Source organism: Paenibacillus lignilyticus (genome assembly GCF_017942085.1).
In the GTDB taxonomy this organism is placed as follows: Bacteria; Bacillota; Bacilli; order Paenibacillales; family Paenibacillaceae; genus Paenibacillus_Z; species Paenibacillus_Z lignilyticus.
In genome coordinates, this window is sequence record NZ_JAGKSP010000010.1 from 22,900 (window position 1) to 39,196 (window position 16,297).

The following is a 16,297-nucleotide window of genomic DNA, read 5'->3' on the forward strand; positions in this document are numbered from 1 at the left end:
GGCTAACGAAGGGGATGACTTGCTCATGTATTTTTCACGGAAAAGACCCATTGAGGATTTGCCGAATGAACTGACAGCCATTTGGTCATGTACGAAGGAAGGCTGCAATGGTTGGATGAGGAACAGCTACTCGTTTGAGGAAGTTCCGACATGCGCGCAATGTAAGTCTCCGATGATTAACAGTATGAAAGATCTCCCCATTCTACATAACTCCAGCTCCGAGCTGAAGACAGCATTGAAGAATGTAACGCCCAAGCCGTAATGATGGGAGCCGGACGAGAAATACCGGCAAATGCAATTATCGAAGACGAACTAGCTCGAACTTAAATCCACAACCTAAGGGGTTGTGGATTTTTCTTTGCCCGGTTTCCATTTCCCTATATACAAAAATACGTATATATATTATGTTTTATATATACATTATGATTTTCATATACATATCAAGGAGAGGATGTTCCAACATGAATCCGATTCGTCCAGCCGCAGTACCTTTGGTTACGGTAGATCCTTATTTCAGCGTATGGTCAACAACTGACCGTTTAACCGATGATTTCACCCGCCATTGGACGGGGCAACGACATGCGATGACAGGGCTTATTCGAGTTGACGGGGTGCCCTACCGCTTCGCAGGCCGCGTAGAGCCGAGAGCCGAGCGTTATTATACGGAGCCGCCGGCACTTACGCAAACCGGCCTTAAAGTGACGCCGCTCAGCACGATCTATACCTTCGAGGCAGCCGGCATCGCATTGACGGTTCGCTTCACGACGCCGCTGCTGCTGACGGATTTGGATGTGCTGTCGAGACCGGCATCCTATGCGGCGTTCGAGGTGAAATCCCTTGATGGACGCGGGCACGATGTGAGCGTGTACTTTGATGTTACGGGCGAATGGTGCGTGGATCAGACTTCGCAAGCCGTCGTTTCGGAGCTTACCGATAACAATGAATTGCTTGTGATGAAGATCAGTCATGAGAAGCAAGACTATATGAATCGTTCCGGTGACGATCATCGCATCGATTGGGGTCACTTCTATTTAACCGCTCGGAAGTCGGAGCACACGCATGCTTATCTGCATTCGGCGAATTTGCGCAAGCTCTTCGTTCGCAACGAGAAATTAACGAGTGAACCGGCTGCTTCACCCCAAGTGGTTGCGGAAGGAAATCCGGTCATGGCACTTGTTTATGATCTGGGTGAGGTTGGCGCGTCGCCGGTATCCGAGCTGGCCGTATTGGCTTATGACGATGTGTACGCCGTTACTTATTTCGGGGATCAGCTGCAGGCGTACTGGAAGAGAAACGGCCTAAGCACCGACGCTATGATTGCGGCCGCCTTTGCTGAATACGACGAGTTAATCGAGCGCTGCGCTGCATTCGATCAGGAAATTGTGGCCGACGGAGTCCAGTCGGGCGGATCGAAATACGCGGATCTTCTGGCGCTTTCTTACCGTCAGGCGATTGCGGCGCACAAGCTGGTAACCGATACGGACGGAGAGCTGCTGTTCCTGTCCAAAGAGTGCTACAGCAACGGCTGCATGGCGACCGTAGACGTGAGCTACCCTTCCGTTCCGTTGTTCCTGCTCTACAGCCCGGCACTGGTTGAGGCGATGATTCGTCCAATCATGAAATACACCCGAAGCGATGCGTGGCCGTTCGAATTCGCGCCGCATGATATTGGACAGTATCCGATCGGCAACGGCCAGGTGTACAGCGAGAACGCCAGAGAAGGACAAATGCCCGTTGAGGAATGCGGCAACATGCTGGTCATGGCTGCAGCGGTTTGTTTGGCCGGCGGTAACCAAGATTATATCTTCAGCCAAATGGACGTTTTCACGGAATGGGCAGAGTACTTGCTGGAGCATGGTTTAGATCCGGAGAATCAGCTGTGCACGGATGATTTTGCCGGCCATCTGGCCCGTAATGCGAACCTGTCGGTAAAAGCGATCATGGGCGTCGCGAGCTTCTCGATTCTGAAGAAGCTGCAGAACAAAGCCGATGAGGCAGCTCGCTACCGCAATGCAGCCAAGGAAATGGCGGATCAATGGGGAGCGCTCGCGGATGACGGCGATCACACGAAGCTTGCTTTCGGGCAAGAGGGCAGCTGGAGCTTGAAATACAATTTGATCTGGGATCAATTGTTCGGCACGGAGCTGTTTGATAAAGCGATGATTCAGAAAGAAGTTGCGTGGTATTCGAAACAAAGCAACAAGTACGGTACGCCGCTGGACAGCCGGGCAACTTATACGAAATCGGATTGGCTTGTATGGTCAGCGGCATTGGCTGACGAACAAGCGACTTTCACCGCGTTGGTCGAACCGATCTGGCAAATGCTGAACGACACGGCGGACCGCGTGATGTTCTCCGACTGGACGGACACGTTGACGGCAAGAGCGCTTAACTTCCAGCATCGCAGCGTAGTGGGCGGCATCTTCATGCGGGTGCTGAAGGACAAAGGGATCATGAAGGCTTAAGTTGCGGATATAAGGGAATATTGGTTGAGGGAGCCCGGGTGGCTCCCTCTCTCTATTTATTCAACGACAATCAGCCAACATAGGGGTGAAACCATAACGATGAGCAAAACCATACTTATAACAGGCGCTTCGGCAGGCATTGGTCTGGCAACCGCGCTTAAGTTTGCTCAAAACGGTTGGATCGTATATGCAGGTACGAGGCAGCTGGAGCGCGATCAGGAGCAGTATGCACGTTATGACAATCTTCATTTTCGGGAAATGGAGGTTACGGATCCGGATGCTATCCGTACCGTGGTCGACGAGATCAAACGGGAGCAGAAGCAGCTCGATGTGTTGTTCTGCAATGCGGGCATCGGCTATTTGCGCGCGCTGGGACAAGCGCCAATGCAGGAAATCGAGCATATCTTTGATACGAATGTGTTCGGTGTCATGCATACGATTCAAGCGGCGCTGCCCATGATGCAGAAGGCCGGCCACGGGCATATTATTGCGACGTCCAGCGTGGGCGGATTGGTGGGTCAACCGATGAATGAAATCTATTGCGCGAGCAAGTTTGCGATAGAAGGCTTGTTCGAGAGCTTGGCCACCTACTACAAGCCTTTCTTCAATATTGATGTGACGCTGCTTGAGCCGGGCGCGATCGCCACGAATTTCACCCAATCCGTTCTGGGGCATGTCGCAAGTACAGGCGGCATTCCGGAGGATGAGTATAAGCCGATCATCGACCAATATACGAAGTCGTTCTTAAGCCGAAACGCAGAGCCCCAAAGCGCCGATGCCGTTGCGGAAGTGATGTGGGAATTGGTCGCCATGGAAGAGAAGCCGCTGCGTATCCGAACCTCCGAGCGTGCGGAGCAGTTTGCCCATTATAAGACGCAGAACGATCCTACCGGACTGGACGGCGTGCGCGGGATACGTAAGCTGCAGCTTGGAATCGAAGATTGAGGCGGAAAGCCTACCAGAGACTGTGAAACGACCTTGCGAGGTCGTTTTTTGTTGTTTTGTGGGATATTTTAGGGAGTTTTGGCCGGAAAATTGTGGTAGACTAGAATGTAAGCAATTACATAGGTCTGCAGGAGGAGTATACGTATCATGTTCTTAAGCATTAGAAGCCGGCTGGCAGTGAAGTTATCTGTTCTTATTTTGGCTGCTCTCGTCATCCTGTCTACCTCTTTAATCTACTTGCAAGTCCAGAATACGAGGAAAGCAAGCGAAGAAGCCATTGGCAGCTTTGGCATGCACACGGCTGAGGCTTACGCGGGTCAATTCGATGTCAAGCAATATGAAACCTATGCGCAAGATGCTAAGGAGAACGATCTCTATTGGCAAATTCGGGATACCATGAATGACTATCGCCAGCGGATCGGCGCTTTGTACGTATACACGATTCAAATTAACGATAAAGGAGAGCCGATCATTCTGGTCGATGGCCAGCCCAGAGATGATGAGGATGCCTCTCCTATCGGCGAAGTGACGGATATGCCGAAGGATGCGATAGCGTTGGTATTAGAGGGCAAAGCGGCCAAATCCGGCGTTATTCGTAATCCCGATTATGGTACCTATATTTCAGCCTACGCGCCGCTTCGCAATGAATCAGGCACGATTATTGGCGCCGTGGGGATCGATACGGATATCTCGGTATCCACGACCATCTATAAGGAAGTATTGAAATCCAGTACGCCGTTATTTGTTATCATGGGCATTGTGCTTCTGCTTGTGTTTATATTCATAACCGTGTTCCTGTCCCGCGCGCTGCGGCCGTTAAGAATTGTCGTAAGAGGGGCGGAAGCGATGGCCGGAGGAGACTTTGCTGCCGCGAAAGGCCATCTCGGCACGACGCGAGTGAACGCGACGGATGAAATCGGACAAGCGTTCGCGGCGATGAACAAAATGAGCGACAGACTCGGCGTGACCCTCGGCAATGTAGTACGGGATATGCAGGTCACGACGCAGGATCTCATTCATTCCACGGATCAGTTTGGCTCGGAGGCGGGTCAACTGGTCGACTTGAACGAGCAGCTGGAGCTATCCATTACGCTATTGGCGGATGGCGCGCAGCATCAGCGGATCGGAGCAGAGGAAAGCGCCAAGTCGATGGAGGATATTACGTACGCGATTCAGCGCGTTTCGGAGGCTTCCTCCCAAGTGTCGAGCGCCTCTGTAGATGCGCTTGATTCCGCGGAGCAAGGCCGCAAATCCATTCACCAATTAAGAGCGCAAGTGGTTTCCATCTCCGATGTAGCCAGACAGACGAACGAATCCGTCTTAGCGCTGAATGCGTTTATGCACGAAATGGAGCCGGTACTGGCTTCCATCTCAAGCATTGCGGATCAAACGAAGCTGTTGGCGCTGAATGCCTCCATCGAGGCGGCAAGAGCCGGCGAGCATGGCTCCGGCTTTGCCATTGTAGCCGGTGAAGTACGGAAGCTGGCAGAAGCATCGTTACTGTCCGCGAATCATATTACTTCGCTTCTAGAGCAAATTGCTCAGGAGTCTGCTCATATCGGCAAGCAAATGATGGAAGGCAGCGAAGAGATGAGCCGGAGCACGGAACTCTCCGGTTATGTGGAAATGATGTTCGATCAGACGGTCGATCGGTTCCATCTGGTGAACAGTCAGATTCAGGAGATTTCCGCTGCGGCCCAGGAGGTATTGGCCGGTTCGGAAGAGGTTGCGGCATCGGTAGAGCAAATCTCGCAGATCTCGAACACCGCTGCGGACAATACCGCGTTGATTCAGCGGATGTCTGCTGACCAGCTGGCAGCGACCAAGCGAATTGCCGTTACAACGGAGCAGCTGAAGCTGCGAAGCTCCGGCCTTGAAGAAGCGATTGAGAAGTTTAAACTATAAGAGAAGAAGACCACATCCGGGAGCGGATGTGGTTTTTTATTCCGTGTCGAATGTTGGGAAGAAAGCAGCATTAACACTAGGCACTTTATCCTATTTTTTCCTACTCTTACATGGTGATTTATGGTATAACGCTAGTAGATAGATTTGCCAACACGAGAGGGGCATTAGCCGTTATGGAAGGGTTTATGAGGATGAATCGCGTAAGGAATCTTGCACTGAAATCATTGTTATGTGTTGCGTTAATTGTTGTTCTGGCATCGACGAGTCTTAATAACTACAGCTATGCAGAAGAAACGGCAGCGAGCAGTGCCGTCCAGATTACGTCCGGCCTCAAGCATATTCCGGGCGTAAAGAGCTTTAAAACCATCATTAACCGGGCAGAGCTGCCTGAGCAAGCACAATTATTTACGCATATCACCGTTCAATCCTCCAATGCTCCATTTGCTGTTAATGAAGTGGGTGTAGCAGCCTACGTAGGTTTGCCTGAACCGTATTCCGCAAGCGGCTATAATAGCAGCTTTGCGAACGGAGGTACCTATTACGCGCTGACAATTCTTTACGACGATAACCGTAACCCGCTCGCCTACAATGAAACCAAAGTTAACGTGCTTAACGAAGAACAGACGCAACCAACCCAGCCATCCCTGCCATCCAATCCGAATAACTACGGCAATGACATCGATCCGAATTACAACAGCGTCGGCGGATCACAGTTCACGGATATTACGAATCAATATTGGGCGTTCAGCGCCATTCTGGATTTGAATACAAGAAACGTCATCAGCGGCTATCCGGATGGCAAATTTAGACCGGATAAAGTGGTTACACGTGCTGAGTTTGCAAAAATCATGGTACTGGCCGCCGGACTAACTCCTGCGAAAGTAACCAAAACAAGCTTCTCCGACATTAAAGCGACGGATTGGGAAGCACCTTTCGTAGAGGCTGCTAAATCGTACTTGAGCGGGTATAAACTGTCCAGCGGTAAACTTGTGTTTAAGCCAGATGCACCGGCAACACGTGAAGATGTTGCTGTAGCGATCGTGAAGCTCAAAGGCTACAACAAGACGAAGCTGCCTGATCGCACAATTATTCAAGCGATGTTCAAGGATTACAATTCCATTTCCTCCTATGCCAAAGACTATGTTGCATTGGCGATTGAGAACAACCTCGTTTCCGGCTTCCCGGATGAGACGTTCCGTGCACAGCAGCCAGTAACGCGCGCGCAAGCAGCGGCCATGCTCTGGAGAGCGTATCAATATGGTGATGAGAACAAAGAAGAGAGCGGCGATGACGAAGAAGTCGTCGATATGGTCGATGGCGAAACAGTTGAAATCGTAGAATTTCCATCTTAAGCGAGATAGTGTCCTCTTAGGCAGGGGGACACCGTTCATTTTCATGTAAAGGGGCATAGATCATGAGGGGTTTATCCAAGCTGCTGCTGTTAATCGTCATTATTGCTTTGCTTATTCCGGCTTATTCCGCATCGGCGGCGGAAAGCCAGCTCCGTGATGTTCATATCTACAGAACGCTGTGGAAAGGTGATCCTAGAATCATCAAGCCGATTCAAGACATGTCGTTCGACTTTATCGTTTCCACGCGCGAGCATATTAATGGCTCGGATATGGTGTTTATCGATAAAGCGGGAACGGACTTTATTCTAAGGGCTGAAGGCTATCCGGATGTGCCCGCTAAACTCGTTGGCGGTTTTGGAGATCCGGCAGACACGGGCTTTGAGTTCCTTGTGGATGAACACAGCCCAATACCTGACGGTGTTCCTTACCAGCTCATCGCACCATCCATCAGCACCGAGTATGTATGGCATGTTGAGCCCGGCGTTGTCGTGGTAAAAGGCGCATCGAGCACACCAAGCAATCCGACGCCTACCACTCCGGGCAATTCGCTCGACTACGGCAATGATATTGATCCCAATTATGATCAGCCCATAAGCTCGACCTTCAAAGATGTCGCCAATAACTATTGGGCATTGACTGCAATTGAAGATCTGGCGAAACGCGGCGTATTGGGCGGTTATCCCGATGGCAAGTTCAGGCCGGAGAAAATCGTGACGAGAGCAGAGTTTGCCAAGATCATGATGCTGGCTTCCGGTGTGAAGGCGAAGAAGGTGACCAAATCCACTTTCGCCGACCTTCAGCCTTCCGATTGGGAGACGCCATTCGTTGAAGCATCGAAGCAATACTTAAACGGGTATAAGCTCTCCAGCGGGAAAGTGGTGTTTAAACCAAATTCACCTGCACTGAGAGAGGATATCACGACGGCGCTGGTTAAGCTGAAAGGTTATGACAAGACACATATGCCTGATCAAAGCATCATACAGGCCATGTTTAAAGACTTTAACGGCATCTCCAAGTTCGCAAGGGATGCAGTGGCGATTGCGATTGAGACAGGCATTGCATCCGGGTTTCCCGACGAAACTTTCCGCCCGCAGCAGCCGGTTACCCGTGCGCAGGCAGCGGCTATGTTATGGCGGGCTTATCAGTTCGGCAATGACAATAAGTCGGACGATACGGAAGACAAGGTGGAACTGGACGATAACGACAATGCTGATAATACCGAACCTGTGCAGTTGCCTGACGATGGTTCAGGTTACTCCGTTTCGGTGCAAGTGGTGGACGTGAATGGGGAAGCCGTCAATACAGGGGTTTATCTGCGTGGCGAAGATCGTGATTATCCGGTCACGAATGCCGATCGCGAGGCCGGTATTTATACGTTCAATCAAATTCCAAACGGATCCTATAAGATTATGTTTCACTATTCCGGCTACAAGCTGCAAACCTCGAATAAGATCACGGTGAAAGGCTCAAATTTGAGCAAAATAGCGCTCCGCTTATCTGTGCCGACATACACATTAAGAGGTACTGCAGTAGATGCCGGCGGGAACCCGCTTGCGGATTTGCCCGTACGACTGATCACGTCCAGCAATGACGGCAGTTATTGGCCGGGAACGGATGCGGACGGCGAGTTTAAGCTGACCGATATCGCACCGGGCAGCTATACGGTTGTAATAGGCAATGCAAGTAAGCCTGCAGCTACTTTGGCTATTGTCGTGAATGGCGACCAGTCCGGCATTATTGTGCAAGCAGGCAATTAAGAGTAATAACAATAGAAACCGGCCTCTGCAGTAGATGCAGAGGCCGGTTTTATTTTAGCTGACACTTATTAAAGATAGAGACCTGCCGTATACAGATCGGTGATGTTGACCGCAATCTCTTCGACGGAGCTTTGGTGCTCGTCCCGAACGATTTCCCACAGGTACATTTCATTCGTATAGAACCAGCCGCGTGCGATGAGCAGGTGGTTAAGGTCGGTTCGTGCCAGTCCATGTGACTGCGAATAGGCGATATCGCTGGAAATCCGCCCAATAAACTTCTCGCGGATGCCCTTCCACTTGTCGGAGATGACGGATGAGATGCCGATCGCTTGCTCGAAAACTTGCATCATATGACGCTCTGCCTCGGCCATTTTGAGAAAAGCGAGTGTTTGTTTGCGTATCGTGTGAACCGCTTCATCTCTCGTGGCCGGAACGAAGGAAATGGCGGCAATCTCATAAAATTGCTCCATAACATTCTCCATTAACACGCTTAACAAATCTTCTTTTCCCTGAAAATGAACATAAGCTGTTCCATATCCGATTTTGGCGGCAACAATCATCTGCGAAATGGTCGCTTTCTGGAAACCTTCCTCCAGAAACACCTGCTTGGCGGCAACTAACAGCTTCTGCCTTGTCAGTGCGGAGCGCAAATGTCGTTTATCTGTCGTTCTCTCTGTGGCCATCGTTCTCCCCCTCCGTCCATACCCTTCTAGAATATAAGAAACGGCTGGAAAATGAAAGGTTCGTTCAGACGTCAACGCAGCGCGGTTGCTGACCAATTTGAACATATTGACATGATGTCATATTGGTTGGTATGATCACCTCATCAAACGATTATTTTGTGATAAACGAGGGAGCGGCTATGGAAACAAATTCGTTTCAACCCACGCTAGATTACGCTAAACAATTAGATGCATTAGATAACCTTTCCCGGTTTCGCGAAGAGTTCTACGTGAAGCCTGATTCGATTTATATGGATGGAAATTCTTTGGGGCTTCTGTCGAAGCGGGCAGAGCGTACGCTGCTGGAATCGCTTGCCGACTGGAGAGAGCACGGGATTGACGGCTGGATGCAAGGCACTCATCCTTGGTTCACCTTATCGGAGAAGCTGGGCGAGATGAGCGCGGGACTGGTCGGCGCATCCCCGGAGGAAGTGATCGTCACCGGTTCGACGACGGTAAACCTGCATCAGCTGGTCGCTACGTTTTATGAGCCGCAAGGGGAGCGCAGCAAGATATTGGCGGATGAATTAACGTTCCCTTCCGATATTTACGCGCTTCAAAGTCAGCTTCGTAGTCGCGGTTATGACCCGGATACGCATCTGATTCGAGTGAAAAGCCGCGATGGCCGCTTCTTGGAAGAGGAGGATATTATCGCGGCTATGACCGATGATATTGCGCTGATCGTACTGCCGACGGTTCTCTACCGCAGCGGACAGATTCTGGATATGAAGCGCTTGACGGAGGAAGCTCATAAGCGCGGCATTCTCATCGGGTTTGACGGCTGCCACTCGGTCGGAGCGATTCCGCATTCGTTCAGCGAGTGGGATGTTGATTTTGCTTACTGGTGCAATTATAAGCATCTTGGCGGGGGGCCGGGCAGCGTCGGAGGACTCTACGTAAACCGGAAGCATTTCGGGAAGAACCCCGGCTTGGCGGGCTGGTTCGGCTCAAGAAAAGACAAACAGTTCGATATGGAGCATACGTTAACGCCTGCGGAATCGGCAGGGGCTTATCAGATCGGAACGCCCCATGTATTAAGTTTAGCGCCGCTGCTTGGCGCGCTGGAGATCTTCGCGGAAGCGGGCATTGCGAATATTCGGCAGAAGTCGCTTCATATTAATCAATATTTAATCGACCTCATCGAACATGAGCTGGGCGAATTCGGATTCTATATCGGCAGCCCGCGCGACGATGTTCGGCGTGGCGGTCATGTCAGCTTGGAGCATCCGGAAGCAGCACGGGTCTGCAAGTCATTGAAGCATAACGGCATCATTCCGGATTTCCGGGCACCTAATATTATTCGGCTTGCGCCGGTCGCCCTCTATAACTCCTATACCGAGGTATGGGAAGTCGTTCAGAAGCTGAAGAAAATTATGGCCGACAAGGAATATGAGCAGTTTAAGAATGAACGCGAAGTCGTTGCTTAACGAACATTGAGAGGGGCTTACACCATGAACAACCATGAAGAGCAGCACGGCAGCGGGAAGCTGGAGAAGGATATTCAAACCGATTTCTCCAAATCGATGTCCTACGGGGACTATCTTCATCTTGATAAAATTCTGGAAAGCCAGCATAGATGCTCGGACCACCATGACGAAATGCTGTTTATCATCATTCATCAGGCGAGCGAGCTGTGGATGAAGCTCATCTTGCATGAAGTGCAGGCGGCTACGCTATCCATCCGCAATAACGATCTGGAGCCGTCCTTCAAAATGCTGGCGCGCGTGTCCAGAATTCAGCAGCAATTGATCCAGTCCTGGAGCGTGCTCTCAACGCTGACGCCGGCTGAATATATGGGTTTCCGAGATGCGCTTGGTTCATCCTCCGGTTTCCAATCGCATCAGAATCGGTTGATCGAATTCGCGATGGGGAATAAAAACGTGCATACCTTGTCCGTGTTCAAGCATCAAACGGAGCTATACACGCAGATGCTGCAGGCATTGAACGAGCCCGGCCTCTATGATGCGGCGATTGGGGCGCTCGCAGCTCGCGGCTTGCCGATTGATCAAGAGGCGCTGGATCGGGATTGGTCGCAAAGCTACCAGCCGAATGCCAGTGTGGAAGAGGCATGGCTGACCGTTTACCGCGATGTCGATCAATATTGGGATCTCTATGAGCTGGCAGAGAAGCTCGTCGATATCGGCAGCCAGCAGCAGTTCTGGCGATTTAACCATATGACCACCGTGGAACGGATTATCGGCAATAAGATGGGAACCGGCGGTTCGTCGGGCGTGAATTATTTGAAGCGGGCGCTGGATCAGCAGTTCTTCCCTGAGCTGTGGAGCATGCGCACCAAGCTGTAAGGTTGTACGCAGGAAGGGATGGACGACGATATGAGCAACTGGATAGATATTTCGCAGCCGCTGGATGAGAAAGTTGCCACTTGGCCGGGGGACACCCCCTTCTCCTACAAAGTGAGCTGGAGTAAAGAAGAGAGCGGCTCCGTCAACGTGGGTCGGATCGTTATGAGCATTCATACGGGGACGCATGTTGATGCGCCGTTTCACTTTGACAACGAGGGTAAGCGGGTCAGCGATCTTGACCTTGATCTGTACATGGGTCAGGCGCGAGTTATCCATTTGCCGAATCCTGGATCGATCGGCGTGCAGGAACTGACCGGCGTCCAACTGGATGGGGTCACGAGGCTGTTGATCCGAACGGATGCATGGAAGGACAGGCATGTGTTCCCGCAGTCCATTCCGCCTATTGAACCGGAGCTCGCTGCTTATCTTGCGGGTTACGGCGTGCGGCTGATCGGTCTGGATTTGCCATCCGTCGATCCGCTGGACAGCAAAGAATTACCCGCTCACCATGAGCTCGCCGGGTATGGCATTCACATTCTGGAAGGGCTTGTCCTAGACCATGTGGAACCGGGGGATTATGAACTAATCGCACTGCCACTGCCATTGACTGAGGCGGATGGGAGTCCGGTTCGTGCGGTGCTTAGGCGATAATCGTTAATTGTGTTGTGATGAAGGAACAAGAAACCGCATCCCGCTGGGGGTGCGGTTTCTTTATTAGCCGACGGATCTACTAGAGCAGGGTGTGCTTCTCAACGAGCAGCGGGGACATTTGCTTCCACACTTTGCGCATTAACTGCCGATCGGCCGCGGGTTGACCGGGCTCTGGCTGCTTTAGGGTCTGAGGGATCGGGAGCACCCGATAGCTCATGCCGCTTGGCGTTGCTATTTTGGTTGCCCATGTTGGGACGTAGGTAACTTCTTTCACGCGCACCTTGCCGCTATCGTCTTTGACTACGGTTAGTTGGGCTATGGCGCCGCATTTGGTGGCTGCGTTCTTATAGAGGCGCGTGGAGGCGAAGTTGCCAAGCGAGTAAATGGCGAATTTATCGTCTTTGGTATGAAAAGCCGGCTGAAGAACGTGCGGGTGGTGGCCGAGTATGATATGCGCGCCGTTTGCGAGCAGCAGGTTCACGAGTTCACGCGATTGCTTGAGCGGCACATGGCGGCATTCTTTGCCGATATGCAGGCAGACGATGACGACATCGACCTGCTCCGCGAGTCTGCGGATATGTGCGGCTATTTTGCCGTAGGTGGCGGGAGTAACGGTGTTTACCCGCCATGCTTCGCCGGCGGGCAGGGCAATGTTGTTGGTTCCTTTGGAATAGTTGGCGATGCCGACTTTCAGGCCTTTCACTTCGACGATGATATGGTTGTCGGCTCCGGGGTCGGAAGCGTAGGTGCCGGTATGTGCCAGGCCGTTGTCGTTTAGTACTTGAAGGGTTCGGATCAGCCCCTTCTTGCCGCGGTCCATGCAGTGGTTGTTGGCCGTCGTTAAGACGCCGAACCCTGCGGACCTGAGGGCCGGAGCGAGCTCATCCGGACAGTTGAACATGGAGAAGCCCGTGGTCGCATTCGCTCGCGTATAGGCAGTCTCTCTGCCGGCGAGCGGCGTTTCCAGATTGCCGATGACCAGGTCCGCTTGCTTAAGGTAAGGGGCAACCTTCTGGAATAGGGGCTCGAATGCATAGCGATCCCCCTGCTGTTTGGCAGACCGCAGAATCGGCCCAATCATCAAAATATCACCGACAGCAGCGAGCTTAAATTCCATAGGAGGCTTCGCATCCTTTCCGCGTTTACAGCATAGGTGGTGCTCATTGTCATGGTATGTGGGTATTCGCTGTAACGAACCACACCGGTCTTATTTGGGCGAAATGAAGCGGTTAAAATAAGCAGCAGTTTTCGCATAAATAAGACCTGTAGGATTCGTTAGCGCGCCACGGCTGCGGATGAGTTGCTGGGGAGCGACACAACCCCGCGAAAAGCGCGGTGGCCAACGAGCGTAAGGAGCAGCTGCTGTACGCGGCTAAAGGTTGGAATGCCAAGCCAAAAACCCACAGCCGTATCTGAACCGCTTCCACGTTAGACACGATCTAACAATGGGGGGCAGCTCAGAAGGGACTGTGGGTTCGTCTATTCTACTGAAACTAAAGCTTAACCGGCGCTTCGAGTCTCGCCGATTCCAATGCAGCAAGCGCGACTCTGGCGGATTTCAAGCCGTCTTCACCGGTGATCGGCACGGCAGAGCCGCTGTGAATCGCGCTGATGAAGGCGTCCACGAGACCTGCGTCCATATCGTCGCCCCAGTATAACCATTGCGCTTTCGATTCTTTATTGCTGTACAGGTCGTTCTTCTGCGCAAAGGAATCGATGCTGATGACCCCTTTCGTACCGATGATCTCCATCGTGACGTCGCCCCATGTCGGGAACGAGCGGGAGCGGGACCAGCTTGGGTCCAGCGATGCAATGACGCCATTGCCGAAGCGGACATGCACCATGCCGGCATCTTCGACTTCAAGCTCCGGATGGAACAGGGTAGCCGCTTCCGCATATACATCGACGACATCGGACTGCACGAACCAGTTCATCAGGTCCATGACATGCACCGTATGGTCGAGCACAGCGCCGCCGCCGGAAGCGGATGGCACAACGAACCAATCGCCCGGCATAGAGCCGCGGTTCGTTCCCTTGATGGCCACGATCTCTCCGATATCGCCGCGGTCGATCGATTTCTTCGCTTCCACGACAGCGGGGATGTACCGGCAAGGGAAGGCCGTCATAAGCTGAACGCCGTTCACGGCGCAAGCTTGAATCATAAGCTCCATCTCCTCCACGGAGATGCCGAGCGGTTTCTCGCACATAACATGTTTCTTAGCAGTTGCAGCGGCAAGCGTCAGATCGGCATGCTTCGCGTTCTCCGAGCAAATAATGACGGCATCGATGCTGGCAGCGAGCAGCTCCTGCAAGGATTCATAATGGCGGAAGCCATATTGCGCCGCGATTGCGTTCGCGCGGTCTTGATTATCGTCCCAGAAACCGGCGATGGTCACGTCGGAGCGACGGAGCAGCTCACCTGTGTAGCTGTGGGCATGACCATGGGCAAAGCTAAGCAAGCCAACCGAGATGGATCTGGTCGTCGTCATATTAGCGTGCCTCCCCGGTAGTCGATTGTAGGCGGATCAATTGTCCGGTAGTAGCCGATTCCATGGCAGCCCGTGCAACCTCAACGGCTTTCTTCGCATCTTCAGCCGATACGATCGGTTCAGCTCCACTGCGAATGCAGTCGATAAAGTGAGCCAGCTCGATAAAATACGGATCGCGATAGGAAGGGCTTTGCGGCACCTGTACCGATTTCTCGGCAGCTGCCGCTTCCGTGCGGCGGACTTGCAGCGACTTGGTAGCGCTGCTGTCGTATTGGAGAACACCCGAAGTGCCGGCGAAATCCACGGCTGTCGTGAATGCGCCCGGATATCCCCAATGAGCTTCAAGATGGACGATAGCGGAATGATTGTGAAACCGCAGAGTAACAAGCGCATAATCAACGGAAGGCTCTGTCCGGTTTAGGGCATAAACCGATTTCACATCTCCGAAGAGGGATCGCATGTAGTCGATATCGTGAATCATGAGATCCATGATAACGCCGCCGCTTGCTTCTTTATCCGCATACCAAGGCGAGTGTTCGCCGGGATGGGAACCGATCCGTTTCGCATGAGCGACGCCGACGGTACCGATGGCTCCGGACCCGATACGCTTACTCAGATCCACGTATTCAGGGAAGAAACGAACGACATGACCAACAAACAAGCGAACGCCTTTCGCACGGCAAGCCGCGATCATCTCATCCGCATCCTCGGCTGCAGGCGCGATCGGTTTCTCACAGATGACATGTTTGCCTAGTGCAGCGACCTTCAGCACGTATTCCTTGTGGAAAGGAGTAGGCAAAGCAACCGAGACGACGTCCGCATCGACGGCGTCCATCATTTCCTCGAACGAGGTATAGTAAGCTGTTTCAAGAGAAGAAGCGACGCGTTCCGCGCGTTCTCCGTCAATATCGCACACAGCGACGAGCGTGACGCCGGGCATCCGGCTGAATGCGGCGGCGTGTACGTATCCCATTGTGCCGCAACCCAATACTACGACTTTCATGAACATGCGCTCCTTTTCAAAATAATGGTAGTCCGAGTTGGTTCACTGTCATTTTAGACGAAGTTCAGCCCATTGGATAGGGGCAATGGAACGGGAACAACCGATCCGAGTGATCCGCGGGCAGCTCGGAGCTACTCCAATCGCTTAAGTGAATGAATTTCCGGTATTCGAGTGAAATATTGCAATTTGTCTTCCTCACAATCTCTGCTATGAAATCTAGTGAATTTTTCCATGCTCCATGCTATCATTAGTTCATAAGAACCATGACTAGCGAGGTTATGATATGGCTGTAGAACTAAACGTGGCACATTGCCCCAACTGCGGAAGAGTATTTCAGAAGAATCTGCGTAATTTATGCGCAGCCTGCACAACCGAGGAAGATGGACAAATTACTTCGATTGAGCAAGTGTTAAGGCGCAACCGCCAGCTTACCAATGAGCAATTAGCTGAACAGGCTTCTGTTCCTGTGCAGCAGATTCGCTCGTATATCCGCAAGGGCAAGCTTAAACTATTCGATTATCCGAACTTATCCGATGCGTGCGATCTTTGTTCAGAGCCTACGCGCCAAGGAAAGCTCTGCGCGAAATGTGTCTCGAAACTGAAAGATGACATCATGCAGGATCGGGAGAAAGCCGTTCAGAAGAGAGAGCATGTTTTCTTATCGAAACATAGAAGATGATTGGTTTGCGGCGACTTCCGGTCGCC

The 16,297-nt window shown here is 52.0% G+C and carries 14 protein-coding genes; 10 read left to right on the forward strand and 4 right to left on the reverse strand.

Annotated features, from left to right (window positions below):
• Window positions 1-25 precede the first annotated feature (25 nt).
• The 6 genes from I8J30_RS21555 to I8J30_RS21580 all read left to right on the forward strand — a co-directional run bounded on the left by I8J30_RS21555 (window position 26) and on the right by I8J30_RS21580 (window position 8,424).
• Window positions 26-262: a cold-shock protein gene (locus I8J30_RS21555; RefSeq protein WP_210661610.1), complete on the forward strand. Its 237-nt coding sequence runs from the start codon at window positions 26-28 to the stop codon at window positions 260-262.
• A 199-nt stretch (window positions 263-461) separates the two neighbouring features.
• A complete protein-coding gene (locus I8J30_RS21560) occupies window positions 462-2,465 on the forward strand; it encodes a glutaminase family protein (RefSeq protein ID WP_210661611.1) in 2,004 nt (667 codons plus the stop codon).
• Between the two features lie 99 nt (window positions 2,466-2,564).
• Window positions 2,565-3,410 (forward strand): SDR family oxidoreductase, encoded by an 846-nt coding sequence (locus tag I8J30_RS21565; RefSeq protein ID WP_210661612.1) that lies wholly within the window; start codon window positions 2,565-2,567, stop codon window positions 3,408-3,410.
• A 147-nt stretch (window positions 3,411-3,557) separates the two neighbouring features.
• Window positions 3,558-5,315, forward strand: a complete 1,758-nt coding sequence (locus I8J30_RS21570; RefSeq protein ID WP_210661613.1) for a methyl-accepting chemotaxis protein — start codon at window positions 3,558-3,560, stop codon at window positions 5,313-5,315.
• Between the two features lie 191 nt (window positions 5,316-5,506).
• The gene (locus I8J30_RS21575; protein ID WP_210661614.1) at window positions 5,507-6,667 is read left to right on the forward strand and encodes an S-layer homology domain-containing protein; all 1,161 of its coding nucleotides are present in this window, start codon (window positions 5,507-5,509) and stop codon (window positions 6,665-6,667) included.
• 62 nt (window positions 6,668-6,729) lie between these two features.
• Complete coding sequence (locus I8J30_RS21580; protein WP_210661615.1) at window positions 6,730-8,424, forward strand: S-layer homology domain-containing protein; 1,695 nt, start codon at window positions 6,730-6,732, stop codon at window positions 8,422-8,424.
• 68 nt (window positions 8,425-8,492) lie between these two features.
• Here I8J30_RS21580 and I8J30_RS21585 read toward each other — a convergent pair whose 3' ends face one another.
• On the reverse strand, window positions 8,493-9,107 hold the full coding sequence (locus I8J30_RS21585; protein WP_210661616.1) for a TetR/AcrR family transcriptional regulator: 615 nt from the start codon (window positions 9,105-9,107) through the stop codon (window positions 8,493-8,495).
• A gap of 179 nt (window positions 9,108-9,286) precedes the next feature.
• Between I8J30_RS21585 and kynU the strand changes: the two genes are divergently transcribed.
• The 3 genes from kynU to kynB are packed head-to-tail and all read left to right on the forward strand — an operon-like array spanning window position 9,287 to window position 12,100.
• On the forward strand, window positions 9,287-10,573 hold the full coding sequence (kynU, locus tag I8J30_RS21590; protein ID WP_210661618.1) for a kynureninase: 1,287 nt from the start codon (window positions 9,287-9,289) through the stop codon (window positions 10,571-10,573).
• 24 nt (window positions 10,574-10,597) lie between these two features.
• On the forward strand, window positions 10,598-11,449 hold the full coding sequence (gene kynA / locus I8J30_RS21595; protein ID WP_210661620.1) for a tryptophan 2,3-dioxygenase: 852 nt from the start codon (window positions 10,598-10,600) through the stop codon (window positions 11,447-11,449).
• A gap of 30 nt (window positions 11,450-11,479) precedes the next feature.
• Complete coding sequence (kynB, locus tag I8J30_RS21600; RefSeq protein ID WP_210661622.1) at window positions 11,480-12,100, forward strand: arylformamidase; 621 nt, start codon at window positions 11,480-11,482, stop codon at window positions 12,098-12,100.
• A gap of 79 nt (window positions 12,101-12,179) precedes the next feature.
• Here kynB and I8J30_RS21605 read toward each other — a convergent pair whose 3' ends face one another.
• The 3 genes from I8J30_RS21605 to I8J30_RS21615 all read right to left on the reverse strand — a co-directional run bounded on the left by I8J30_RS21605 (window position 12,180) and on the right by I8J30_RS21615 (window position 15,592).
• A complete protein-coding gene (locus tag I8J30_RS21605) occupies window positions 12,180-13,217 on the reverse strand; it encodes a CapA family protein (protein WP_210661624.1) in 1,038 nt (345 codons plus the stop codon).
• A gap of 376 nt (window positions 13,218-13,593) precedes the next feature.
• Window positions 13,594-14,589: a Gfo/Idh/MocA family protein gene (locus tag I8J30_RS21610; RefSeq protein WP_210661626.1), complete on the reverse strand. Its 996-nt coding sequence runs from the start codon at window positions 14,587-14,589 to the stop codon at window positions 13,594-13,596.
• Between the two features lies 1 nt (window position 14,590).
• Window positions 14,591-15,592 (reverse strand): Gfo/Idh/MocA family protein, encoded by a 1,002-nt coding sequence (locus tag I8J30_RS21615; protein ID WP_210661628.1) that lies wholly within the window; start codon window positions 15,590-15,592, stop codon window positions 14,591-14,593.
• Window positions 15,593-15,875: 283 nt separating this feature from the next.
• On the opposite strand from I8J30_RS21615, the gene I8J30_RS21620 reads away from it, so the two are divergent.
• The gene (locus I8J30_RS21620) at window positions 15,876-16,271 is read left to right on the forward strand and encodes a hypothetical protein (RefSeq protein ID WP_210661630.1); all 396 of its coding nucleotides are present in this window, start codon (window positions 15,876-15,878) and stop codon (window positions 16,269-16,271) included.
• Window positions 16,272-16,297 lie beyond the last annotated feature (26 nt).